This window comes from Neisseria shayeganii (assembly GCF_014054965.1).
Taxonomy (GTDB): domain Bacteria; phylum Pseudomonadota; class Gammaproteobacteria; order Burkholderiales; family Neisseriaceae; genus Eikenella; species Eikenella shayeganii.
Genome location: NZ_CP059567.1, coordinates 667,985 through 690,109, shown reverse-complemented (window position 1 = coordinate 690,109; position 22,125 = coordinate 667,985). Strand labels below are relative to the sequence as shown.

Genomic DNA, 22,125 nt, shown 5'->3' with positions numbered 1-22,125 from the left:
CTTTCAATCGAGATGAGGGGCGGCCAAACGGCAAAAGGATACGGCAGCGGGCTGCTTTCAGGTAGCCTGAAATGTGGTTAGGGCGTCTGTTTCAGCAAAGCCAACAAAATCTGCCAGCAGTCGGCCACGCTGTCGATATGCAGCCGCTCGCGCGGGGTGTGCGCGTCTTCAATGGTGGGGCCGAAGGAAACCATTTCCACCTGCGGCAGACGCTCGCTCATCAGCCCGCACTCCAAGCCGGCATGAATCACTTCCACTTTCGGCTCACAGCCGAAATGCGCGCGGAACACTTCCTGAGTGGCGGCAAACAAGCGGGATGTGGCGTCCGGCGTCCATGCCGGATAATCTTCCGCCAACACCAGCTTGGCGCCGGCCAAATCGGCCACCGAAGCCAAACGGCGGCTGAGCGCATCTTTCGGGCTTTCCAAGAGCGAGCGCATCAGCAGGCAGAGATGCAGCTGCCCGGCATCGCTCTGCGCCACGCTGAAGCAGAGCGACGTTTCCACGATGCCGGGGAAATCGTCGCTCCAACGCAGCACGCCGTCGGGCAGCGCACACAGCAAGGCCACCGCACGGCGGCTGTCTTCGGCGCAGAACGCCCGGCCGTCATGCGCCACCGCTTCGGCGCGGATAAACAACTGCGCGGCATGGCCGCCCAACTCGTCACGGGCGGCGTTTTCCGCCTCCTGCAACAGCGCCGCCAAAGCCGCACTCTGTCCGGCGGGCAACACGATTTCCGCCACCGCTTCGCGCGGAATCACATTGCGCAGCCGCCCGCCCTGAAATGCCGCCAAATGCCAACCCGGGCTACCTGAAAGCCGGTGCAGCGTATCGGCCAGCAAAGTGATGGCATTGCCGCGCCCGCGGTGGATGTCGATGCCGGAATGGCCGCCGCGCAAACCGCCCACGGTGATGCGCCAGCGCTCGCCCGCCACCGCTTCCTGCCGCAGCGGCAGCGTGATTTCCGCATCGCGCCCGCCGGCACAGCCCAGATAAATGCTGCCGTTTTCTTCGGTGTCCAGATTGAGCAGATAACGGCCGTTGAGCCAATCGCCGCGTACACCGCGCACGCCGCCCATGCCGATTTCCTCTTCCACCGTGAGCAACACTTCCAGCGGCGGATGCTCGATGTCGTCGGCAAACAGCACCGCCAAAGCCATGGCGGCGCCGATGCCGTTGTCTGCGCCCAAAGTGGTGTGGTCGGCATACACCCAACCGTCACGAATTTGCGGACGGATGGGGTCGCGCACAAAATCGTGCGCCGATTCGGGCGTTTTCTGCGCCACCATATCGATGTGCGCCTGCAGAATCACGCCGGCTTTCTCCGCCATGCCCGCACCGTGGGCCGGCTTGGACACATACAGATTGCCGGTTTCGTCTTGGCGCACCGACAAGCCTTTTTCCTGTGCACGCCGGCTAATAAACGCCGCCAACTCGGCTTCGTGGTAAGTGGGGTGCGGAATGGCGCAGATGTCGGCAAACCAGTGCCAAACGGATGTCGGATTCAGGGCGCGGATGGGCATACGGTGTTCCTTCGGCGGAAATACGGGAAAGCCGCGCAGTATAGTCGGACGCCGCCGCCGCTGTCGATAGCCCGCCCCGCCACCAACTTGCCCCAGGCTACCTGAAAACGAAAGACAGACGCGCCCGCGCGAGCAATACTTTCAGGTAGCCTGCCGCCCCGTTTGCCCGGAAACTTTGTTTATAAGATAATGCGCGCCGTTTCAAACCACTCCGACAAAAAGAGCAAGCAAATGGCCTTTCTGAAACTGACCGAACAAGACGTGCGCGGCAAAACCGTGCTCATCCGCGCCGACCTCAACGTGCCGCTGAAAGACGGCAAAATCGGCGACGACACCCGCATCCGCGCCTCCATGGCTTCCGTGCGCTATTGCCTGGAAAACGGCGCCGCCGTGATTCTGATGAGCCACCTGGGCCGCCCCACCGAAGGCGAATGCAAAGCCGAAGACGATCTAGCGCCGGTGGCCGCGCGCGTGGGCGAACTGCTGGGCCAAACTGTAAACGTGATCAACGATTGGCGCGCGAACCCGCCCAAACCGCAGGCCGGCGAAGTGGTGATGCTGCAAAACGTGCGCGTGAACGTGGGCGAGAAGAAAAACCAGGCCGAGCTCGGCCAAGCCTACGCCACCCTGTGCGATATTTATGTGAACGATGCCTTCGGCACCGCCCACCGCGCCGAAGCCTCGCTGGTGGCCGTGGCCGAAGCCGCCCCGCTGGCCTGCGCCGGCGTGCTCTTGGCCGCCGAACTCGACGCGCTGGGCAAAGCGCTGAAAGAGCCCGCCCGCCCGATGGTGGCCATCGTGGCCGGCAGCAAAGTCTCCACCAAACTCACCATTCTCGACAGCCTGGCCGACAAAGTGGACCAGCTGATTGTGGGCGGCGGCATTGCCAACACCTTCCTGCAGGCCGCCGGCCACCCCATCGGCCGCTCGCTGGCCGAGACCGATCTGGTGGACGAAGCGCGCAAAATCACCGCCAAAATGGCGGCCAAAGGCGGCGTGGTGCCGCTGCCGACCGATGTGGTGTGCGCCAAGGAGTTTGCCGAAACCGCCACCGGCGAAATCAAAGCCATCGACGAGGTGGCCCACGACGACATGATTCTGGACATCGGCCCGCAATCGGCCGCCGCGCTGGCCGACATGCTGAAACAGGCCGGCACCATCGTGTGGAACGGCCCGGTAGGCGTGTTTGAATTTGCCCAATTCGCCGAGGGCACCCGCGTGATGGCCGAAGCGATTGCCGAAAGCCCCGCGTTTTCCATCGCCGGCGGCGGCGACACCTTGGCCGCCATCGCCAAATTCGGCATCACCGACCGCATCGGCTACATTTCCACCGGCGGCGGCGCTTTCCTGGAATTTTTGGAAGGCAAACCACTGCCCGGCGTGGCGGTGTTGGAACAACACGCCCAAGGCTGATATTGATTTAGTCTTCATAAAGCAAAACAGCAAAACAGGCTACCTGAAAGCGTTTCAGGTAGCCTGTTTGGGTTTTCGCCGGCCGCCTCAACGGCCGCACCGAATCAAGCGCCCACCCGTTGGCGGTTGGCCTCGGCCATCAGCGCCAGCAGCTCTTCGGTGGCGTCCCAGCCGATGCAGGCGTCGGTAATGCTTTGGCCGTAGTTTTCCGGTTTGTCTTGACGGCCTTCCACCAAATGGCTTTCCACCATGATGCCCATGATGTTGTCTTCGCCGTTTTTCAGCTGCGCGGCCACATCGGCGGCCACTTCCATCTGCCGTTTGTAGTCTTTGCGGCTGTTGGCGTGGCTGAAATCCACCATCAGTTTGGGGGTGACGCCGGCTTTGGTGAGCTCGGCGGCGGCGGCTTTCACGTGTTCGCTGCTGTAATTCGGTTCCTTGCCGCCGCGCAGAATCACATGGCAATCCGGGTTGCCGGCGGTGTGCACAATCGCCGAATGGCCGGCCTTGGTGACCGATAGGAAATGGTGCGGATGGCTGGCGGCGCCGATGGCGTCGATGGCGATTTTCAGGTTGCCGTCGGTGCCGTTTTTAAAGCCCACCGGGCAAGACAAGCCGCTGGCCAGCTCGCGGTGCACCTGGCTTTCGGTGGTGCGCGCGCCGATGGCGCCCCAGGAAATCAGGTCGGCATAATATTGCGGCGTGATCATGTCGAGAAATTCGGTGGAGGCCGGCATGCCCAAGTTGTTCAGCTCCAACAGCAGGCGGCGCGCCTGGCGCAGGCCGTAATTGATGTCGAAGGTGCCGTCGATGTGCGGGTCGTTGATCATGCCTTTCCAACCCACGGTGGTGCGTGGTTTTTCAAAATATACGCGCATCACAATCAGCAGCTCTTGTTCATACTGTTTTTTCAAGGGCAACAGACGGGCAGCGTATTCCAGCGCTGCTTTGGGGTCGTGAATCGAACAGGGGCCGATGATCACCAACAGGCGTTTGTCTTCGCCGTGCACCAGCTTGGCAATTTGGGCGCGGGTGTCGGCCACCAGATTTTCCGCCTCACGATTGATGGGCAACTCATACAAATGGGCAATCGGCGGCAACAGCTCGTGAATATCGTTGATGCGCACGTCATCGGTGCGGGTTTTGTAGTGGCTCGTCATGGTTGTGGTCGCAATCGTTGTCAAAGGCGGCTATTGTGGCCTGTTTGACCGACACCCGCAAGCCTTACAGGCAATAAGTAGCACAATATGGCTTTCACTGGCCATGAATCTGCATTCGCAAGTATTTCATGTTTAAAAAAACGGGTTTTTAAGAATTTTGTTTTCGATAATAGCAAAAATAAATCAAATATTTGACGAGAAATCCAAAAGCCGTATAATAGCCGCCCTTTCAATTTATCTACCGTGGTTCGCAAACCTCCCACGTAAAAAAACTAGGACACCCATGAGAACTTCAAACGAGCTCGACGGCCTGACGCTGTTGGGCAAACAACAAACGGTTTACCGCTCCGATTACGCGCCCGAAGTGCTGGAAGCATTCGACAACAAACACCCCGGCAACGACTACTTCGTCAAATTCATCTGCCCCGAATTCACCAGCCTGTGCCCGATGACCGGCCAGCCCGACTTCGCCACCATCATCATCCGCTACATCCCCGATGTGAAAATGGTGGAAAGCAAATCGCTCAAACTCTATCTGTTCAGCTTCCGCAACCACGGCGACTTTCACGAAGACTGCGTCAACATCATCATGAAAGACCTCATCGCCCTGATGGACCCGAAATACATCGAAGTCTTCGGCGATTTCACGCCCCGCGGCGGCATTGCCATCCACCCCTTCGCCAACTACGGCCGCCCCGGCACCCCTTTTGCCGACATGGCGCGCGAACGCCTGTTGCGTCACGATATGCAATAAGCCGCCCGCCAACGGCGCAGCAGCTTCTTTAATCAATAGAAAACCTCTACTTCCCTCCCTTCACCATACCAATAAGTCCGGCCATACCGGACCCCTACCCTTTATGACAAATTTTATTCAGGAACTCAGCAAATGCCGTGCCTACGGCACCCAAATCCCCTTCCGCCCCGAAGCCGTACGCGGCTATACCGAGCAGGAAATCGAACGCATCAGCCGCCGCTACAACCTCAACATCCACGGCCAATTCCGCCAACTGCTGTTGCAGATGGGCCGCTGCTCGGGCGGCCTGGTGTGGAGTGACGAAATCACCCTCTACGACGCCCGCTGGCAACCGCGCCTGTTCAAACAATACCAAACCGCCGAATCGCAAGCCATGCTGGAAGATGCCGCCATTCACACCGGCTACCTGAAATCCGGCATCCATCCGATTATCCACAAACTCTTTCCCTGGCGCTTCAACAACGACCGCACCGCCGCCTACTGCTTGGTCACCGAAGAACCGGACGACTACATTTGGCACCAATACGACGACGGTTTTACCATCAAGAAAACCGCCTTCACCCTGCTGGAAGATCTGCGCCGCAGCGTCGAAACCGTTACCAAACGCGCCTTGGGTTTGAGTTTCGATTACACCGAAGAAGACTTCGCCCTGTTCACCACCGGCCGGCTGTTGTAAGCCCGCCAGATCCGCCCCACTTTTTCAGGTAGCCTGCCATGCACTACACCTTCAGCCCGCAACAACAAAGAAAAGCCCTGTGGTGGCTGGCCTTCTTCCACATCGCCATCATCGCCGTGAGCAACTACCTGGTGCAGTTCCCCTTCAGCTTGACCCTGCCCGGCGGCCACACTGTCCACTCCACCTGGGGCGCCATCAGCTTTCCCTTTATCTTTCTCGCCACCGACCTGACCGTGCGCATCTTCGGCCGCCGGCTGGCGCGACGGATTATTTTTTTCGTCATGCTGCCCGCCTTGGTGCTGTCCTATCTGGTGTCGGTGCTGTTTTATCAAGGCAACTGGCAGGGCTTGGGCGCCTTGGCCGCTTTCAACGGGCTGGTTTGGCGGATTGCCGCCGCCAGTTTCGCCGCCTATGTGCTCGGCCAACTGCTCGACATCACCGTTTTCAGCCGCCTGCGCCGCCTGCGGGCTTGGTGGATCGCCCCCTCGGCTTCTACCGTGGCCGGCAATGCCGCCGACACCCTGCTGTTTTTCGCCATTGCGTTTTACGCCAGCAGCAACGCCTTTATGGCCGCCAACTGGCCGCACATCGCTTGGGTGGACTACCTGTTCAAACTCACCATTTGCACCCTGTTCTTCCTGCCCGCCTACGGCGTGCTGCTCAACCTGCTTACCCGAAAACTCACCGCCCTCAAACGGCACGAAGCAGCCGCTTTAGAAACACAAACCGCCGCACAGGAAATCTGAAAACTGCCAAACCATAGCAGGCTGCATGAAAACGGGCCACAAAACCGCTTCAGGTAGCCTGAGACCCTTGCAAAACCCCCAGATGTGAATGCCGTTCAAGGCGTAGCGGCGCAGCGAGTGTGAACGCAAAGAACCCCCGTGAGAAAGATATCTCAGACAGATAGGCACGCAAGCAGGGGCTTCCCTGGAGCATAAACATACCATGCAGAAATGCGCCGCAGATAGGGGTTTTGCAAAGGTCTCAGCCTGTTTTCATTTGCCGCCATCCGCCCAAACCGTTTCCCCCAACATCCGCCTCCTCCCCCCGGTACCAAACAAACAAAGGCTACCTGAAAGCCTTTCCGCTTTCAGGTAGCCTGCCGTACAAACCCAAAACTGCTTGGGCTGAAACAGCCCGAATCAGCCTTCGCCGCCGCCGAACAAACCTTTAAACCACAGCACGATGCTGTCCCAGGCGCGGCCGAAGAAGCCGGCTTCGGGCACATCGCTGAGCGCCACCACGTCTTTCTGCGCCACCACCTGCTGGTTGGCGTCCACAAATTTGATGGTGCCCAACACCTGGCCTTTGGTAATCGGCGCCAATACGGGCTGGACGGTTTCCAACAGCGGGGTCAGGCGTTTGCCTTCGCCGTGCGGCACGGTGATGTAGGCCGCTTCGGTAAAGCCCACGTTCACGGTATTGCTGTCGCCCTTATACACTTTCACCTGCGAAATCGCCTGATCGGCATCGTACAGCTTGGGCGTGTCGAAAGACTGCAGCGCCCAGTTGAGCAGCTTGCTGCTCTCGGTGGCCCGCGCCTGCATGCTTTCCGTGCCCATCACCACCGAAATCACGCGGCGGCCGTTGCGCTTGCTGGAGGCCACCAAGTTGTAGCCCGCGCTGGCGGTATGGCCGGTTTTCATGCCGTCCACATTCGGATCGCGGTAGAGCAGCAGATTGCGGTTGGGCTGGTTGATGTTGTTGTAGCTAAACGATTGGATGGAGTAAATCGGGTAGTGCTGCGGGTAATCGCGGATGATGGCGGTGGAGAGCGTAATCAGGTCTTTCACCGAGGTGTAATGCTCGGGGCCGGGCAGGCCGGTGCTGTTTTCAAAACGGGTTTCCGTCATGCCCAAACGCTGCGCTTCGGCATTCATCAAACGCACGAATTCGGCTTCGCTGCCGGCCACCGCTTCGGCCAAGGTCACCGCTGCGTCGTTGCCCGATTGCACTATCAAACCTTTGAGCAAATCGTCCACCGAAGCTGGCTTTTTCGGGTCGAGGAACATGCGCGAGCCTTCGGTTTTCCAGCCCTGCTCCGACACGGTAAAGCTATCTTCCGGCTTCAAACGGCCTTCTTCCAAGGCTTTGAACACCAAATAAGCCGTCATCAGTTTGGTGAGCGAAGCGGGCTCCACCCGCTCGTTGAGGTTTTTCTGCGCCAGCACCTGGCCGCTCTGCACATCGTACACCGCATAGGCGGCCGCGGCGATTTCCGGCACTTGCGGCATGGCCGCCGCAGGGTTGGGCGCCGCCGCTTGCGTAACGGTTGCGGGTGCGGAGGCCGGAGCGGCCGCAGGCGGGTTTTGCGCTTGAACGCCGGCTGCAACCAATAAAAAGGCAATGCTGCCGACAGCAAATATCTTCTTCATACACAACTCTCGATTGGGGAAACCGCCGGCAGCCACGCAGCGGCCGTTTCCGTGATGGTTCTTCCGTTCGGGCTACCTGAAAACAGGCGGGCCGCAAACCTTGGTGCTGATGCTCGCCGACTGCCGCATCCGGCAGGCTGTTTGCTGCGCCACAGCATCGGCAAAACGCGCGGATTATAACGGCTAACGCCCGCCTAAGCAGACGTTTAACATGTTTTTTCCGCCTCCGGGTCTAGCGCCCGGCCGTCCCGGCCCGCGCCCCACTGCCGCCAAGCTGCCGGCCGGCGCTTTTCAGGTAGCCTGCCCCTTGCCAGCCCGGCCGCTAAGCGTTATCTTGCCCGCTTTGTTCCCACACCACACGCCGTCATGAAGCACGCCTATACCGACTACCTCACCCGCATCCTCACCGCCTCTGTTTATGATGTGGCGCACGAAACCCCGCTCGACCCCGCCCGCAACCTCTCTGCCCGTTTGAACAACCAGATTTTCCTCAAGCGCGAAGACCTGCAGCAGGTGTTTTCTTTCAAAATCCGCGGCGCCTACAACAAAATGGCCAAGCTGCCGCCCGAAGCATTGGCCAAAGGCGTGATCACCGCCAGTGCCGGCAACCATGCCCAAGGCGTGGCCCTATCAGCGCAACAGCTCGGCTGCCAAGCCACCATCGTGATGCCGGAAACCACCCCGCAGATCAAAGTGGATGCCGTACGGGCGCGCGGCGGCAAAGTGGTGCTCAAAGGCACGTCTTATAACGACGCCTACGACCACGCCGTCGAACTCACCGCCGCCAGCGGCCTCACCTACATTCCGCCTTTCGACGACCCCGATGTGATCGCCGGCCAAGGCACCATCGGCCTCGAAATCATCCGCCAACACCCCAAACCGATTGATGCCGTGTTCGTACCCATCGGCGGCGGCGGCCTGGCCGCCGGCGTGGCCGTGTTCATCAAACAGGTGCGGCCGGAAATCAAGGTCATCGGCGTGCAAACCGACGATTCCTGCGCCATGAAAACCTCGGTCGATGTCGGCCGGCGGGTCGAACTCAAAGACGTGGGCCTGTTTGCCGACGGCACCGCGGTCAAATTGGTGGGCGAAGAAACCTTCCGCCTGTGCCGCGACCTGCTCGACGACATCATCACGGTGGACACCGACGCCGTTTGCGGCGCACTGAAAGACATTTTCGACGACACCCGCAGCATATGCGAGCCTTCCGGCGCCCTTGCCCTGGCCGGCCTGAAAGCCTACATCGCCCGCGAAGGAGCCGAAGGGCAAACGCTGGTGGCGATTGCCAGCGGCGCCAATATGAACTTCCACCGCCTGCGCCACGTGTCCGAGCGCAGCGAGCTGGGCGAAGGCAACGAAGGCATTTTTGCGGTCAGCATTCCCGAGCGCCCCGGCAGCTTCCTAAAATTTATCAATATCTTGGGCAACCGCAACATCACCGAATTCAACTACCGCTACGGCGATGAGCGCACCGCGCATATTTTTGTCGGCATCCAGAGCGCCGGGGCCCAAGACTTGGCCAACATCAGCGCCGAATTGAGCGCCGCCGGACTCGAGAATACCGACCTCACCCACGACGAAATGGCCAAAATCCACATCCGCTACATGGTGGGCGGCCGCACCGACAAAGTGGCGCACGAACGCCTGGTGAGCTTCGAATTCCCCGAGCGCCCCGGCGCGCTGGCCCGGTTTCTCGGCCAGATGCAGACCGACTGGAACATCACCCTGTTCCACTACCGCAACCACGGCGCCGACTACGGCCGCGTCTTGGTGGGCATCGACGTGCCGCCCAAAGACGATGCCGCCTTCTCCGCCTTTTTGGAAGAGCTGGGCTATGCCTACGCCGAACAAACCGACAACGCCGCCTACCGGCTGTTTTTGGGCAAACAAACCGCCGCCGGCATTCGTTAGGAAAGCAAGGGAAGACGTATGCAGCCAGCCTATACCCGCCTCCGCCGTTTTTCCGCCCGAACACTGGGCCTGATGTTTGCCGGCCAAACCGCCACTTTTTGGCTCAGTCCCCACTTCGGACTGCCTAAAAGCCTGCTCACCGCAGGCTGGGTGATGCTGCCCCTGCTGCCCGCCCTGCCTTTTCTGTTGGCCGGCAACCCCTTGCGCACCCTCGGCGCCTGCACCGCCTACCTGCCGCTACTGGTTTTCTGCTATTACGCCGAGTTTCTCGCGCCCGTAGCAGCCGGCAGCGGCGCCCCCATGGCCTATGTGGCGGCGTTTCTCTACGGCGTGCCGCTCATCTTGCTGGCGCTGTGGCTGTCGCCCTATGTGTTCCGATGCTTCGGCATCACCGCGGTAAACGACAAAACGGCGGAATAAGCCCAATACCATAGGCTGAGACCTTTGCAAAACCCCCAGATGTGGATGCAGTTCAAGGCGTAGCAGCGCAGCGAGCGCAGACATATCACACGATAGGCAAGCAAGCGAGCAGCGCACAACGCAGAAATGCGCCGCAGATGGGGGTTTTGCAAGGGTCTCAGGCTACCTGAAAGCCTGCCTACACCTTTTCAGGTAGCCTCCCATTCTCCCAACCCACGGAAAGATTCGCATGCACACCCTCCGCGCCGCCTCCGTCCAACTGGTTTCCCATACCGATCCCGCCGTCAACCGCGAAAGCGTCAAACGCCTGGTAGCTGAAGCCGCCGCAGCCGGCGCCGACTGGGTGCTGCTGCCGGAATACTGGCCGATTATGGGACAGCGCGACACCGACAAACTGGCCTTGGCCGAACCGTTCGGCAACGGCCCGCTGCAAGAGATGATGGCCGCCCTGGCCGCCGAACACGGCATTGTGCTGTTCGGCGGCAGCATTCCGCTGGCCGGCGCCACGCCCGACAAAATCCTCAACAGCCTGCTGGTTTACGGCCGCGACGGCCGCTGCCTGAGCCGTTACGACAAAACCCATCTGTTCGGCTTCACCGGCCTAGGCGAAAGCTACCGCGAAGCCGACACCATCGAAGCCGGCAACCGCATTCCGCCTGCCGGCGAAGCCGACGGCTGGCGTTACGCCCAAGGCATCTGCTACGACCTGCGTTTCCCCGAATTTTTCCGCGCCCAACAGCCGTTTGACGTACTGTTGCTGCCCGCCGCTTTCACCTACACCACCGGGCTGGCGCATTGGCAGATGTTGCTGCAGGCGCGGGCGGTGGAAAACCAATGCTACGTGATTGCATCCGGCCAAGGCGGCACCCATGCCAACGGCCGCCGCACTTTCGGCCACAGCATGATCATCGACCCCTGGGGCGAGATCTTGGCCTGCCTGCCGGAAGGCGAAGGCGTGGTAACCGCCGAACTCAAACCGGAACGCCTACGCACCGTGCGCAGCAAACTGCCTGCCCTGCAACACCGCCTGTTCTGACCCCGCCTCCCGCCGAATCATGGTTCCGACTCCCTTATGAAATTCGCGCCGGGCATCGTATTATGACTTAAGGTTTTGATATTATTTAATATAACCATTCTAACGATATAACTACTAGGCAAAGCAATAGGCTACCTGAAAACGAGCTGCGCAAGTTTCTGCGTCGCCAAAGTTTTCAGGTAGCCTATTGCTTGACCGCGTCTTCACCCCGCGGGAATCTGTTCATCTCATCATCTGCTTGCGCAGCGATTACCCGGGGCAAAAAACGCAAATGCCAAGCGGAGGCGTGGGCAAGATGGCATATTTTGCCCACACCTCCGCCATCTGTTTAGGATGATGCGGCAGACGCGGTCGATGACCGAACGCCGCCGCAATGCTTGGAGACGACACGCCCTAGGCTGAATCGACATTCAACCCACCCACAAGGTAATTGATGCGAGGTAGAGGAAAGCCAGGAAGTGAGAGGGCTTGCGGTCAAAACGAGTGGCGATGCGGCGGAACTGCTTGAGCCTGGCAAAGCAACGCTCGATGCGATTGCGTAGCCGGTAGCGTGCTTTGTCGTAGGCACGCGGCTGCTGGCAGCTGCGAGGCGGGATCACCGCCTGGGCGCCGAGCGACTGGATCAGCGCCACCAGTTGCCGGCTGTCATAGCCTTTGTCGGCCAAGACGTACTTGGGCTTGAACCCGGCCAGCAGCGCTGGGGCTTGCGTGATGTCGTTACGCTGGCCGCCAGTGAGGATGAATCGCACCGGTCGGCCCTGGCCATCTGTCGCCATGTGGATCTTCGTGCTCAGACCTCCTCGGCAACGCCCCAGAGCCGGGTGTGCCGCCCCCCTTTTCCGGTCGCCGCCTGTGCGTGCGCCCGGACAATGCTGCTGTCGATCATCAGATACTCGTTGCTTCGATCCTGAATCAGGGACTGGAACACCAGCTCCCAGATACCCTTGGCCGCCCAGCGGGTGAAGCGCTTGTGCACGCTCTTGTAGGCTCCGTAGCGCGTGGGCAGATCGCTCCAGCGCGCCCCGGAGCGCAACACCCACAGCACGCCATTGACGAAGCTGCGGTTGTCCGCTGCCGTACGCCCGGGGTCACCGGCCTTGCCTGGGAGCAGATCTTCGATCCGCTCCCATTGGGTTTGGGTTAATTCGTAGCGGCGGGGCCGCAGATGCTTGGTCTTGGTCATCCGCCAAAGATACCAGATGAATGTCGATTCGGCCTAGGCAAACGCCAGCCGGCCGTTTTCCGCTTCCACTTGAATCCGGCTGCCGGCGGCATAATCACCGGCCAGAATGCGTTTGGCCAAGGGGTTTTCGATTTCGGCCTGAATCGCGCGCTTGAGCGGACGGGCGCCGTAAATCGGGTCGAAACCGGCCTGCGCCAACACGTCCAGCGCCGCATCGGACACCTCCAAATGCAGTTCCTGCGCCGCCAGACGTCGGGTAAGCCCCTGCAGCTGAATCTTGGCGATACTTCGGATGTGCTGCTGGTCGAGGCCGTGGAACACCACCACTTCGTCGATGCGGTTGATCAGTTCGGGGCGGAAATGCTGTTTCACGTCTTCCATCACCACTGCCTTGAGCGCATCGTAATCGGCGGTGCCCATCTGCTGGATGTGCTGGCTGCCGATATTGGACGTCATCACGATCACGGTGTTTTTGAAATCCACCGTGCGGCCTTGGCCGTCGGTGAGGCGGCCGTCGTCCAACACTTGCAGCAGAATGTTGAACACATCGGGGTGGGCTTTTTCCACTTCGTCGAGCAACACCACGCTGTAAGGCTTGCGGCGCACCTGTTCGGTCAGGTAGCCGCCTTCTTCGTAGCCCACATAGCCCGGAGGCGCGCCGATCAGGCGGGCGATGCTGTGTTTCTCCATGTATTCCGACATATCGATGCGGATCAGGTGCTCTTCGCTGTCAAACAGGAAGCCGGCCAAGGTTTTGCACAGCTCGGTTTTGCCCACGCCGGTGGGGCCGAGGAAGAGGAAGCTGCCGTAAGGCTTGTTGGGATCGGACAGGCCGGAGCGGCTGCGGCGGATGGCATCGGCCACGGCACGCACGGCTTCGTCTTGGCCCACCACGCGGCGGTGCAGCACGTCTTCCATTTTCAGCAGTTTCTCGCGCTCGCCTTCCATCATTTTGCTCACCGGAATGCCGGTCATGCGCGACACGATTTCGGCCACTTCGTCCGCCCCCACTTTGGTGCGGAACAGGCGGTTGCTCTGGGTGCCGCCGCTGTTTTCGGCCGCTTTCAGCTGGGCCTCCATTTGCGGCAGGTCGCCGTATTGCATGCGGGCGGCCGCCTCCAGATTGCCTTGACGTTTGAACTGCTCGATTTTGATTTTGATTTCATCGATCCGCTTTTTGATGTCGGCGCTACCGGAGGTGGCGGCTTTCTCGGCTTTCCAGATTTCGTCCAAATCGGCGTATTCTTTTTGCAGCGCGGCGATTTCCTCGTCGATCAACAGCAGGCGTTTTTTGCTCGCCTCGTCGCTTTCTTTTTCCACGTGCATTTTTTCCATGCGCAACTGGATGATGCGGCGGTCGAGTTTGTCCATCTGCTCGGGTTTGCTGTCCAGCTCCATTTTGATGCGGCTGGCGGCTTCGTCGATCAGGTCGATGGCCTTATCGGGCAGGAAGCGGTCGGTGATGTAGCGGTTGCTCAACTCGGCCGCGGCCACAATGGCGGGGTCGGTGATGTCGATGCCGTGGTGGATTTCGTAACGTTCCTGCAAGCCGCGCAGAATGGCGATGGTGTCTTCCACGCTGGGCTCGGACACCAGCACTTTCTGGAAGCGGCGCTCCAGCGCGGCGTCTTTTTCGATGTATTGGCGGTATTCGTCTAAGGTAGTGGCGCCAATGCAGTGCAGTTCGCCGCGCGCCAGCGCGGGTTTGAGCATATTGCCTGCGTCCATGGCGCCGTCGGTTTTGCCCGCGCCCACCAAAGTGTGGATTTCATCGATGAAAATCAGCGTATTGCCGTCGTCTTTGGCCAAGTCGTTGAGCACGGCTTTCAGGCGCTCTTCAAATTCGCCGCGGTATTTGGCACCGGCAATCAGGGCGGCCAAATCCAATACCAGCAAGCGTTTGTTGCGCAGCGATTCGGGCACTTCGCCGTCCACGATGCGCTGGGCCAAACCTTCTACAATCGCGGTTTTGCCCACGCCCGGCTCGCCGATCAGCACGGGGTTGTTTTTGGTGCGGCGCTGCAATACCTGCACCGCGCGGCGGATTTCGTCGTCGCGGCCGATCACCGGGTCGAGCTTGCCTTCGCGGGCGCGCTCGGTTAAATCCAAGGTGTATTTTTTCAATGCTTCGCGTTGGTCTTCGGCATTCGGGTTGTCCACGCTCTCGCCTCCTCTCACTTCGTCAATCGCCCGGTTCAAACCGGCCTCGTTCACGCCGGCGTCTTTCAGAATGCGGCCGGCGGCACCGTTTTCCTGCACCAGCGCCAGCAAAAACAGCTCGCTGGCAATATAGGCGTCGCCGCGTTTGGCCGCGGCTTTGTCCATCAGGTTGAGCACGTTTTGCAGCTCGCGGCTGGGCATCATCTCGCCGCCCTGGCCGGATACCTGCGGCAGGCTGTCAAGCTGCTGCTGTACCGCGCGCTTGATCTGCATCACATTGCCGCCGGCTTTCACCAACAGGGCAGACATGCCGCTGTCGGTATCGTCCAGCAGCGCTTTGAGCACATGCGCCGCTTCCAAATAGCCGTTGTCTTTCGCCAAAGCCAAGCTCTGCGCTTCTTGCAGCGCCTGTTGGAACTTGGCGGTGAGCTTGTCGTATCGCATATTGTTTTTCCTCATAGAATGGTTGACTAGCGGCTATATGGGCATGGCGTTTTCTTTGTCAAGCGGCCGCAGGAAAAATTTTGCTATCGCGCTGTTTCCCCGGGCGTGTCGTCACCATGCTTGCGAAGCGGTTTTTTGAGGCAAAATTTGCAGCTGCCAGGCAAAAAGCGCAGCAAGATTGGACATCTTGCGAGCATTTTTAACGCCGCAGATGCGGGTTTTGACCAAAAATACCGCCGCAACGCTTGGTGACGACACGCCCTACGCCGCAGGCTACCTGAAAGCCCGCCCCGCCTTGCTCGTAAATCCGCTAAAATGCCCGCTTTTCCGTTTCAGGTAGCCTGCCATGTTTTTCGTGCTCTCCCCCGCCAAAAACCTCAACGAAACCGATGCCGCGCCGATTACCGAGCATACCCAGCCCGCCCTGCTCGATCAGGCCGAACAGCTGCTGCCGGTGTTGCGCGCCCTTGCGCCGCAGGACATCGCCGAATTGATGTCGGTGTCCGACAAAATCGCCCGCCTCAACGCCGAACGCTTCGCCGCCTGGCACACGCCCTTCACGCCCGACAACGCCAAGCAGGCGGTATTTATGTTCAACGGCGACGTGTACGAAGGCTTGAATGCCGCCGGCCTGACGGCCGAACAACTCCGCTGGCTGCAACAGCACGCCGGCCTGCTCTCCGGCCTCTACGGCCTCTTGCGCCCGCTCGACCTGATGCAGCCCTACCGCCTGGAAATGGGCACCAAGCTCGCCAATCCGCGCGGCAAAGACCTCTACGCCTTCTGGGGCGATCGGATCACCGAAGCCCTCAACCAACGGCTGGCCGAAACCGGCACCGATGTTTTGATCAACCTGGCCTCGCAGGAATACTTCAAATCCGTGCGCCCGCAGGCGCTCAAGGCGTGCATCATCACACCGGTTTTCCAAGACGAAAAAAACGGCCGCTACAAAGTGATCAGCTTTTACGCCAAACGCGCCCGCGGCCTGATGCTGCGCTATGCCGCCGAACACGCCCTCAGCCAACCCGAAGCCCTGCAGGATTTCGACAGCGAAGGCTACGCCTTCTGCCCGGCCGCTTCGTCTAAACACGAATGGGTGTTCCGCCGCGCCGAAAACCCCGCCTAAGCAGCTGCCCCGCCGCCGTTCAGGCTACCTGAAACCATGTCCGCTCCCCGCCTGCTCACCGTCTGCCTGGCCGCCGAAGACTGCGCCGCCGGCTACCGCGCCGAGCATTTGTGCGCCGCCGACCGCCGCCGTCTCGCCGAACACCCGCAGCTGGCCGGCCAAACCGGCTGGCAAAGCGCACGCTTTCTGCGCCGGCAGATGCAGGACGACGGCAGCGGCTGCCTGAGCCACAGCGGCGGTTGTGCGGCCTGGTCACCCGCCGGCAGCGGCATCGATTTGGAAACCCTGCGCGCCCACCGCTTCGAAGCCTGGCCAAAGCTGGTCTGCACCGCCGACGAACAAATCTGGCTGCGGCAACACGGCAACACGGCCGAGGCGCATTATCTGTTGTGGACGCTGAAAGAAGCCTTGCTCAAAGCCGCCGGCCTCGCTTGGGCCGACCTGCCCCGCGTCGGCCTGCGCCGCCGGGCGGCGGAGTGGGTTCTGGTCGGCGGCGGCCGTCCAAACTGGTGCGGCGAAGCCGTCCGCATCAACCGCAGCCACCTGGCCGCCTGCGTGTGGCCGCCCGAACTGGCCGACGGCGTGCACTGGCAGGCTTTCGGCGCCTGGCAGCAGGCCGATATTCAAGTATTGGCGGCTTTCAGGTAGCCTACTCCGCCTGCCCCGAGTAAAAACAGCATCAGAAACCTTAAACCGCTTGTTATCACAGCAAACCACCGCTGCCAGGCTACCTGAAAGCCAGATTGTGCAATCGGCCGCGCTGTGCTTTAATTCAGCCCGCTTTCTCCATCCCGAGCGCACCGCCACGCATGAATACGCCTGCCTGTTGTTTCCGTCTCGCCGCCTGGCACGCCGTTTCCACCCGTCTGCATTCGGCAGAAGACTGGGCGGCGTGGGCACAAGACCGGCTTTGCGCCGACCAACTGCCCGACACCAAGCCCGAAGTGGCCTTTCTGCCCGCCATGCAGCGGCGGCGTTTGGGCTTGTCGGCCAGGCTGCTGTTTCAGGCCGCACATGCCGTATTGGGCGAACACGGCCCCTGCCCTTTGGTGCTGGCCTCGCACGACGGCGAAATCAACCGCAGCTTCGATTTGTGGCAACAGCTGTTGCGCGAAGGCAGCGTGTCGCCCACCTCATTCGGTCTGTCGGTGCACAACGCCACCGCCGGCCAGTGGTCGATGCTGCGCCAAGACATGAGTGAATGCACTGCGCTGGCGGTGCAGCAGGACGGCTTGGAAACCGCCGTTTTGGAAGCCGCCGCCCTGTTGGCCGAAGGGGCGCCCAGAGTGCTGGCGGTGCTGACCGACGAACCCTTGTCGGCCGACTACCCCGCCCAACCGGCCTTGCGTGCGCCCTTTCCCTACGCGCTGACCCTGTTGCTGGAGCCGGGCGACGATTGGTCGCTGACGCCGGTGCCAAAAGATGCGGAAGAAACGGCGGATAGCGCCGCCGGCTATTGGGGCGCACTCGCCTGGCTGCGCCGCCATTACCGCGGCGAGCGCGAATGGCGGCAGCAATACGCCGGCGGCCGTGCCTGGCATTGGCGGCGGCAGGCATGAAGCGGCGCCTCAACCGGCTGTGGCGGCTGCTCGCCACCGCGCTCGGTTTCGTGATGTTCGGCGTGTTCGGCGTGCTGTTTCAAATCGTGCTGCTGCCTTATCTGCGCCACCCCGAACGCGACACCTTGGCCCGGCAGAAAAAAGCGCGCCGCCTGGTCACCCGCAGCTGGCTGTGGTTTACCCGCTATCTGACGGGCAGCGGCATTGTGGCGGCGCATTTCGAAGGCTTCGAGCGCCTGGGCCGCCCCGGCCAGCTGATTGTGGCCAACCATCCGTCGCTGCTCGATGTGGTGTTTCTGCTCAGCCGCGTGCCCGAGGCCAACTGCATCGTGAAAGCCGATTTGCAGCACAATCCGGCCATGAAGGGCCAAATTGCCGCCTGCGGCTACCTGCCCAACGAAGAAAGCCTGGAGTTTGTGGACACCGTGCACGACATCCTGCAGCGCGAATGCCTGCTGGTTTTTCCCGAAGGCACGCGCACCGGCTGGGACGGCGAAGTGCGTTTCCACCGCGGCGTGGTGTCGATGGGCTTGCGCAGCGCGCAGGTGATCACGCCGGTGGTGGTGCGCATGCGGCCCCTAAACTTCAAAAAAGGGCAGCCGTGGTACCGCATTCCCTTGGAAAAGCCGGTATACCGTTTTACCGTGGGCGAAGACATCGACCCGCAAACCTGGCTGGCCGAAAAGCCGCTGCCGATTGCCGCGCGGCGGCTGAACGACCATCTGCAACACTATTTCAACGAGAGGACCCGCCATGAACCCACTGCATGAAGAAATCAAACAGTTGATTATCGACAGCCTCGGCCTCGAAGACCTGACCGCCGCCGACATCGACAGCCACGCCCCGCTGTTCGGCGACGACGGCCTGGGCTTGGATTCGGTGGACGCGCTCGAACTGGGCCTGGCCGTACAAAAACACTTCGGCTTCAAGCTGGACGGCGAAAACGAAGAACTGCGCCAAAGCTTCGCCAGCGTGGCCACCTTGGCCGACTTCGTGACCCAACAGCGTGCCTAATGCCCGCCCAATCAGGCTGAGACCTTTGCAAAACCCCCAGGTGTGGATGCAGTTCAAGGCGTAGCAGCGCAACGAATGCAGACATATCATACAGATAGGCAAGTGAGTGAGCAGCGCACAACGCAGAAATGCGCCGCAGATGGGGGTTTTGCAAAGGTCTCAGGCTACCTGAAAGCCATAAACGCTTTCAGGTAGCCTACCGTTTGCACCATACCTTCGATACTCCATAACAACACCGCAATCCACGCCATGAACGAAAACGACATCCGCCAAATGTTGATGGACGCATTGGAAAACCTGTTCGAAATCGACACCGCCAATGTGACCGGCAGCAGCCATCTTTATGAAGACCTGGAAATCGACAGCATCGACGCCATCGACTTGCTCGACCACATCAAACGCCAAACCGGCCACAAACTGCAAACCGAAGACTTCCGCAGCGTGCGCACGGTGGACGACGTGGTGCAGGCCGTGATGAAACTGGTGCGGGCCGCCGAATGAAGACCGCCGCGCGGGTGTGCCTGATTCTGCTGAGTCTGGCCTACCCCGCCCTGTGGTATTACGGCCGCGAACACGGCTGGTTTTTCTGGCTGGCCGGCCTGATGGCGCTGCTGTGGGGCCTGCGCGCTCTCACGCAGCAAGAGCGCGGCCAACGCACCGTATCCGCCTTGGTGGCCGCCTTTTTTCTGGTGGTGCTGCTGTGGCAGCGGCAGGAAAGCATGTATTGGTATCCCGTGTGGGTGAACGCCTTGATGATGCTGCTGTTCGGCGGCAGCCTGCTGCACGGCCGGCCGGTAGTAGAACGCCTGGCCCGCCTGCAAACGCCCGATCTGCCGCCGCAGGCCGTGGCCTATACCCGCCGTGTTACCCAAATCTGGTGCGTTTTCTTCCTGCTCAACGGCGGCACCGCCGCCGCACTGGCCCTGACGGAGCAGCACAGCTGGTGGGCGATCTACACCGGCATCGTGAGCTACCTGCTGATGAGCCTCCTGATGGGCGGCGAATACGCCTACCGCAAACTGGTTTTGAAAGTTTAGGGTCTGTTGTCGATCAGCATTCGGCTGTTTTCGGCACCACAAGCGCTTCGCCCCCCATCGGCCACACGCCTCTGCCCTCAGGCTACCTGAAACCCGTTTCCGCTTTTCTTTTTCCTTACCCTCCCCGATTGCCCCAGCGCCGCCATGTCCGTGTTAGCCCTCATCCCCCACTACCGCCACCCCGACACCCTGCCCGCCGTGGTGGCTGCCCTGCGCGCACACGGCCTGCCCGTGTTGGTGGTGGACGACGGCTCCGGCGACGCCTGCCGCCCCGCGCTGCAGGCACTCGAAACAGACGGCGTTCAGGTAGCCTTCAAGCCGGCCAACGGCGGCAAGGGCAGCGCCATGAAATGGGGCTTCAAACTGGCGGCCGAACAAGGCTACAGCCATGTGCTGCAAATCGATGCCGATGCCCAGCATTGTTTCGACGACATCCCCAAACTGCTGGACGCCTCCGCCGCGCAGCCCGAAGCCTTGGTGTGCGGCCGCCCCGTTTACGGCAGCGACGCGCCGAAATCCCGCCTATACGGCCGCAAAATCACCGATTTCTGGAACATGCTGCACACCGCCTCCTGCGACATCAAAGACGGCATGTGCGGCTTCCGCCTCTATCCGGTGCCGCCCGCGCTGGCCGTGATTTGGTCGGAAACCGTGGGCGAGCGCATGGATTTCGACAACGACATCCTGATCCGCCTCTATTGGCGCGGCACCCCGCTCGTGTGGATAGACACCCCCGTGCGCTACACCCCCGGCGGCGTTTCGCACTTCCACGCCTGGCACGACAACCTCTTAATCAGCAAAATGCATGCCCGCCTGTTTTGCCGCATGCTGGCCCGCCGCCTCGGTCTGCGCCCATGAACCTGAAAGCCGAACATTGGGCGGCGCAAAACGAACGCGGCCACCGCGTGTTTCTCCGCCTCACCGAATGGATGGTGCGCCATCTGCCCGTGCCGGTGATGCGCGTCTGCACCGCCTGCGTCTGCCTGTATTTCTACCTCACCGCCCCCGCGCAACGCCGCCACATCCGCCAATACCAAACCCGGCTGCAACGGCATTTCCCGCATGTCAGGCTACCTGAAAGCCTGCCGGTGTACCGCCAGTTTGCCGCCTTCGGCGAAGCGCTGACCGACCGTTTCGCCGTCTGGCAGCGGCGCATCCGCTACGCCGACCTGGTGGTGGACGACCCCGACAATCTTTATGCCGATATGGACAACCCCGCCCTGCGCGGCCAGATACTCATCTGCTCGCATCTGGGCAACGCCGAAATCTGCCGCGCCCTGGCCGACAGCGGCCACCACCCGAATTTCAAACTCAACGTGCTGGTGCACAGCCGCCATGCCCAAGCCTTCAACCAAGCCCTGAAAAACGCCGGCGCCAGCGAGCTCAACCTGATTCAGGTAGCCGAGCTCGACGCCGCCGCCATGCTGGCCTTGGCCGAACGGCTGGACCAAGGCGAATGGCTGGCCGTGGCGGCCGACCGTGTGCCCCTGCGCGGCGAAAAAACCGTAACGGTGGATTTTCTCGGCCACCCCGCCCGCCTGCCGCAAGGCGCCTGGCTGCTGGCCGGCCTCTTGAAAGCGCGCACCAACACCCTGTTTGTGCTCAAGCAAAACGGCCGCTATCATCTCAAACTGCGCCGCTTCGCCGACGTGCCGGCTTGGACGCGCGGCCGCCGCGAAGCCGAAACCGCCGCCGTCGCCCAACGCTATGCCGACCGCCTGGCCGAACACGCCGCCCAAGCCCCGCTGCAATGGTTCAACTTCTACGATTTCTGGAACAGCGATGCCTAAACACGTTTACTGCCGCCACCGCAGCGACATTCTGGTGCCCTTTTTCGACGTGGACGCCATGCACATCGTCTGGCACGGCCATTATGTGAAATACCTCGAAGTGGCCCGCTGCGCCTTTCTCGACGCCTTGGGCTACAACTACGACACCATGCGCGAACACGGCCATGCTTGGCCGGTGGTGAAAATAGACCTGAAATACATCCGCCCCGCCCGCTTCAACCAAATACTGCACGTTGATTTGGCGCTGGTGGAATACGAAAGCTGCCTGCGCCTCGACTACACCCTCAGCGACGCCGCCAGCGGCGAAAAACTCACCCGCGCCAGCACCACCCAAGTACCCGTATCGCTGGCCGACGGCGAAATGCAATACCAAACCCCCGACAGCTGGCGGCAGGCCGTGCGCCGCTTTGCCGGCTACCGCCCCCACCCTTAATACACAGCAGGCTGAAACCTTTGTCAAACCCCAGATGCAGATGCCGTTCAAAGTGCGGCAGCGCACAACGCAGAAAGGCGCCGCAGATGGAGGTTTTGCCAAGGTATC

The 22,125-nt window shown here is 61.0% G+C and carries 21 protein-coding genes, 2 pseudogenes and 1 riboswitch; of the genes and pseudogenes, 17 read left to right on the top strand and 6 right to left on the bottom strand.

Going from position 1 to position 22,125, the window contains the following annotated elements; all coding sequences use genetic code 11:
• Positions 1–77 precede the first annotated feature (77 nt).
• Positions 78–1,523, bottom strand: coding sequence for an aminoacyl-histidine dipeptidase (locus tag H3L94_RS03295; RefSeq protein ID WP_182122645.1), 1,446 nt, complete (start codon positions 1,521–1,523; stop codon positions 78–80).
• Positions 1,524–1,754: 231 nt separating this feature from the next.
• Here H3L94_RS03295 and H3L94_RS03290 point away from each other — a divergent pair, with 231 nt between their 5' ends.
• Positions 1,755–2,936 carry a phosphoglycerate kinase gene (locus H3L94_RS03290; RefSeq protein ID WP_182122644.1) on the top strand — a complete coding sequence of 394 codons (1,182 nt, stop codon included), beginning with the start codon at positions 1,755–1,757 and terminating at the stop codon, positions 2,934–2,936.
• Positions 2,937–3,040: 104 nt separating this feature from the next.
• Here H3L94_RS03290 and aroG read toward each other — a convergent pair whose 3' ends face one another.
• Positions 3,041–4,096, bottom strand: coding sequence for a 3-deoxy-7-phosphoheptulonate synthase AroG (gene aroG / locus H3L94_RS03285; RefSeq protein ID WP_009119503.1), 1,056 nt, complete (start codon positions 4,094–4,096; stop codon positions 3,041–3,043).
• A gap of 237 nt (positions 4,097–4,333) precedes the next feature.
• Positions 4,334–4,378: riboswitch (PreQ1 riboswitch) on the top strand.
• A 1-nt stretch (position 4,379) separates the two neighbouring features.
• On the opposite strand from aroG, the gene queF reads away from it, so the two are divergent.
• The 3 genes from queF (at position 4,380) to H3L94_RS03270 (ending at position 6,272) form a co-directional block, all read left to right on the top strand.
• On the top strand, positions 4,380–4,850 hold the full coding sequence (gene queF / locus H3L94_RS03280) for a preQ(1) synthase (RefSeq protein ID WP_182122643.1): 471 nt from the start codon (positions 4,380–4,382) through the stop codon (positions 4,848–4,850).
• A gap of 103 nt (positions 4,851–4,953) precedes the next feature.
• Positions 4,954–5,526, top strand: a complete 573-nt coding sequence (locus tag H3L94_RS03275) for an SMI1/KNR4 family protein (protein WP_182122642.1) — start codon at positions 4,954–4,956, stop codon at positions 5,524–5,526.
• 38 nt (positions 5,527–5,564) lie between these two features.
• Positions 5,565–6,272: a 7-cyano-7-deazaguanine/7-aminomethyl-7-deazaguanine transporter gene (locus H3L94_RS03270; protein ID WP_182122641.1), complete on the top strand. Its 708-nt coding sequence runs from the start codon at positions 5,565–5,567 to the stop codon at positions 6,270–6,272.
• A gap of 399 nt (positions 6,273–6,671) precedes the next feature.
• On the opposite strand, the gene H3L94_RS03265 is transcribed toward H3L94_RS03270, so the two are convergent.
• A complete protein-coding gene (locus H3L94_RS03265) occupies positions 6,672–7,904 on the bottom strand; it encodes a D-alanyl-D-alanine carboxypeptidase family protein (protein WP_182122640.1) in 1,233 nt (410 codons plus the stop codon).
• A 366-nt stretch (positions 7,905–8,270) separates the two neighbouring features.
• On the opposite strand from H3L94_RS03265, the gene ilvA reads away from it, so the two are divergent.
• Entirely contained in the window at positions 8,271–9,815 is a 1,545-nt protein-coding gene (gene ilvA / locus H3L94_RS03260; RefSeq protein WP_182122639.1) for a threonine ammonia-lyase, biosynthetic, read from the top strand.
• Between the two features lie 18 nt (positions 9,816–9,833).
• Positions 9,834–10,235, top strand: coding sequence for a hypothetical protein (locus tag H3L94_RS03255; protein ID WP_182122638.1), 402 nt, complete (start codon positions 9,834–9,836; stop codon positions 10,233–10,235).
• Between the two features lie 12 nt (positions 10,236–10,247).
• On the opposite strand, the pseudogene H3L94_RS12325 reads toward H3L94_RS03255, so the two are convergent.
• Positions 10,248–10,396 (bottom strand): annotated as a pseudogene (locus H3L94_RS12325) (lipoprotein signal peptidase); the annotation flags it as partial.
• Positions 10,397–10,464: 68 nt separating this feature from the next.
• Here H3L94_RS12325 and H3L94_RS03250 point away from each other — a divergent pair.
• Positions 10,465–11,271, top strand: a complete 807-nt coding sequence (locus H3L94_RS03250) for a carbon-nitrogen hydrolase family protein (protein WP_182122637.1) — start codon at positions 10,465–10,467, stop codon at positions 11,269–11,271.
• A gap of 410 nt (positions 11,272–11,681) precedes the next feature.
• Here H3L94_RS03250 and H3L94_RS03245 read toward each other — a convergent pair.
• Together H3L94_RS03245 and clpB are read right to left on the bottom strand one after the other, a co-directional pair.
• Positions 11,682–12,454, bottom strand: a pseudogene (locus H3L94_RS03245) (IS5 family transposase).
• Between the two features lie 33 nt (positions 12,455–12,487).
• Positions 12,488–15,058, bottom strand: coding sequence for an ATP-dependent chaperone ClpB (gene clpB, locus H3L94_RS03240; protein ID WP_182122636.1), 2,571 nt, complete (start codon positions 15,056–15,058; stop codon positions 12,488–12,490).
• Between the two features lie 346 nt (positions 15,059–15,404).
• On the opposite strand from clpB, the gene yaaA reads away from it, so the two are divergent.
• The 10 genes from yaaA (at position 15,405) to H3L94_RS03190 (ending at position 22,017) form a co-directional block, all read left to right on the top strand.
• Entirely contained in the window at positions 15,405–16,184 is a 780-nt protein-coding gene (gene yaaA, locus H3L94_RS03235; protein WP_182122635.1) for a peroxide stress protein YaaA, read from the top strand.
• 36 nt (positions 16,185–16,220) lie between these two features.
• The gene (locus tag H3L94_RS03230) at positions 16,221–16,832 is read left to right on the top strand and encodes a 4'-phosphopantetheinyl transferase family protein (protein ID WP_182122634.1); all 612 of its coding nucleotides are present in this window, start codon (positions 16,221–16,223) and stop codon (positions 16,830–16,832) included.
• Positions 16,833–16,993: 161 nt separating this feature from the next.
• Positions 16,994–17,743, top strand: a complete 750-nt coding sequence (locus H3L94_RS03225; RefSeq protein WP_182122633.1) for a beta-ketoacyl synthase chain length factor — start codon at positions 16,994–16,996, stop codon at positions 17,741–17,743.
• Positions 17,740–18,513: a lysophospholipid acyltransferase family protein gene (locus H3L94_RS03220; RefSeq protein ID WP_182122632.1), complete on the top strand. Its 774-nt coding sequence runs from the start codon at positions 17,740–17,742 to the stop codon at positions 18,511–18,513. Before H3L94_RS03225 ends, H3L94_RS03220 begins: the two co-directional genes overlap by 4 nt.
• Entirely contained in the window at positions 18,497–18,757 is a 261-nt protein-coding gene (locus H3L94_RS03215) for a phosphopantetheine-binding protein (protein ID WP_009119513.1), read from the top strand. Before H3L94_RS03220 ends, H3L94_RS03215 begins: the two co-directional genes overlap by 17 nt.
• Before the next feature lie 249 nt (positions 18,758–19,006).
• The gene (locus H3L94_RS03210; protein WP_009119514.1) at positions 19,007–19,258 is read left to right on the top strand and encodes an acyl carrier protein; all 252 of its coding nucleotides are present in this window, start codon (positions 19,007–19,009) and stop codon (positions 19,256–19,258) included.
• Complete coding sequence (locus tag H3L94_RS03205; protein WP_182122631.1) at positions 19,255–19,794, top strand: COG4648 family protein; 540 nt, start codon at positions 19,255–19,257, stop codon at positions 19,792–19,794. The genes H3L94_RS03210 and H3L94_RS03205 overlap by 4 nt, the downstream gene beginning before the upstream one ends.
• Positions 19,795–19,938: 144 nt before the next feature.
• A complete protein-coding gene (locus tag H3L94_RS03200) occupies positions 19,939–20,652 on the top strand; it encodes a glycosyltransferase family 2 protein (protein WP_182122630.1) in 714 nt (237 codons plus the stop codon).
• Positions 20,649–21,584 (top strand): lysophospholipid acyltransferase family protein, encoded by a 936-nt coding sequence (locus H3L94_RS03195; protein WP_182122629.1) that lies wholly within the window; start codon positions 20,649–20,651, stop codon positions 21,582–21,584. The genes H3L94_RS03200 and H3L94_RS03195 overlap by 4 nt, the downstream gene beginning before the upstream one ends.
• On the top strand, positions 21,577–22,017 hold the full coding sequence (locus H3L94_RS03190; protein ID WP_182122628.1) for an acyl-CoA thioesterase: 441 nt from the start codon (positions 21,577–21,579) through the stop codon (positions 22,015–22,017). The genes H3L94_RS03195 and H3L94_RS03190 overlap by 8 nt, the downstream gene beginning before the upstream one ends.
• Positions 22,018–22,125 lie beyond the last annotated feature (108 nt).

Bases quoted from the DNA above. Each gene is read 5' to 3' on its own strand.
- H3L94_RS03295 (WP_182122645.1), bottom strand. From the start codon at position 1,523: ATGCCCATCCGCGCCCTGAATCCGACATCCGTTTGGCACTGGTTTGCC.
- H3L94_RS03290 (WP_182122644.1), top strand. From the start codon at position 1,755: ATGGCCTTTCTGAAACTGACCGAACAAGACGTGCGCGGCAAAACCGTG.
- aroG (WP_009119503.1), bottom strand. From the start codon at position 4,096: ATGACGAGCCACTACAAAACCCGCACCGATGACGTGCGCATCAACGAT.
- queF (WP_182122643.1), top strand. From the start codon at position 4,380: ATGAGAACTTCAAACGAGCTCGACGGCCTGACGCTGTTGGGCAAACAA.
- H3L94_RS03275 (WP_182122642.1), top strand. From the start codon at position 4,954: ATGACAAATTTTATTCAGGAACTCAGCAAATGCCGTGCCTACGGCACC.
- H3L94_RS03270 (WP_182122641.1), top strand. From the start codon at position 5,565: ATGCACTACACCTTCAGCCCGCAACAACAAAGAAAAGCCCTGTGGTGG.
- H3L94_RS03265 (WP_182122640.1), bottom strand. From the start codon at position 7,904: ATGAAGAAGATATTTGCTGTCGGCAGCATTGCCTTTTTATTGGTTGCA.
- ilvA (WP_182122639.1), top strand. From the start codon at position 8,271: ATGAAGCACGCCTATACCGACTACCTCACCCGCATCCTCACCGCCTCT.
- H3L94_RS03255 (WP_182122638.1), top strand. From the start codon at position 9,834: ATGCAGCCAGCCTATACCCGCCTCCGCCGTTTTTCCGCCCGAACACTG.
- H3L94_RS03250 (WP_182122637.1), top strand. From the start codon at position 10,465: ATGCACACCCTCCGCGCCGCCTCCGTCCAACTGGTTTCCCATACCGAT.
- clpB (WP_182122636.1), bottom strand. From the start codon at position 15,058: ATGCGATACGACAAGCTCACCGCCAAGTTCCAACAGGCGCTGCAAGAA.
- yaaA (WP_182122635.1), top strand. From the start codon at position 15,405: ATGTTTTTCGTGCTCTCCCCCGCCAAAAACCTCAACGAAACCGATGCC.
- H3L94_RS03230 (WP_182122634.1), top strand. From the start codon at position 16,221: ATGTCCGCTCCCCGCCTGCTCACCGTCTGCCTGGCCGCCGAAGACTGC.
- H3L94_RS03225 (WP_182122633.1), top strand. From the start codon at position 16,994: ATGAATACGCCTGCCTGTTGTTTCCGTCTCGCCGCCTGGCACGCCGTT.
- H3L94_RS03220 (WP_182122632.1), top strand. From the start codon at position 17,740: ATGAAGCGGCGCCTCAACCGGCTGTGGCGGCTGCTCGCCACCGCGCTC.
- H3L94_RS03215 (WP_009119513.1), top strand. From the start codon at position 18,497: ATGAACCCACTGCATGAAGAAATCAAACAGTTGATTATCGACAGCCTC.
- H3L94_RS03210 (WP_009119514.1), top strand. From the start codon at position 19,007: ATGAACGAAAACGACATCCGCCAAATGTTGATGGACGCATTGGAAAAC.
- H3L94_RS03205 (WP_182122631.1), top strand. From the start codon at position 19,255: ATGAAGACCGCCGCGCGGGTGTGCCTGATTCTGCTGAGTCTGGCCTAC.
- H3L94_RS03200 (WP_182122630.1), top strand. From the start codon at position 19,939: ATGTCCGTGTTAGCCCTCATCCCCCACTACCGCCACCCCGACACCCTG.
- H3L94_RS03195 (WP_182122629.1), top strand. From the start codon at position 20,649: ATGAACCTGAAAGCCGAACATTGGGCGGCGCAAAACGAACGCGGCCAC.
- H3L94_RS03190 (WP_182122628.1), top strand. From the start codon at position 21,577: ATGCCTAAACACGTTTACTGCCGCCACCGCAGCGACATTCTGGTGCCC.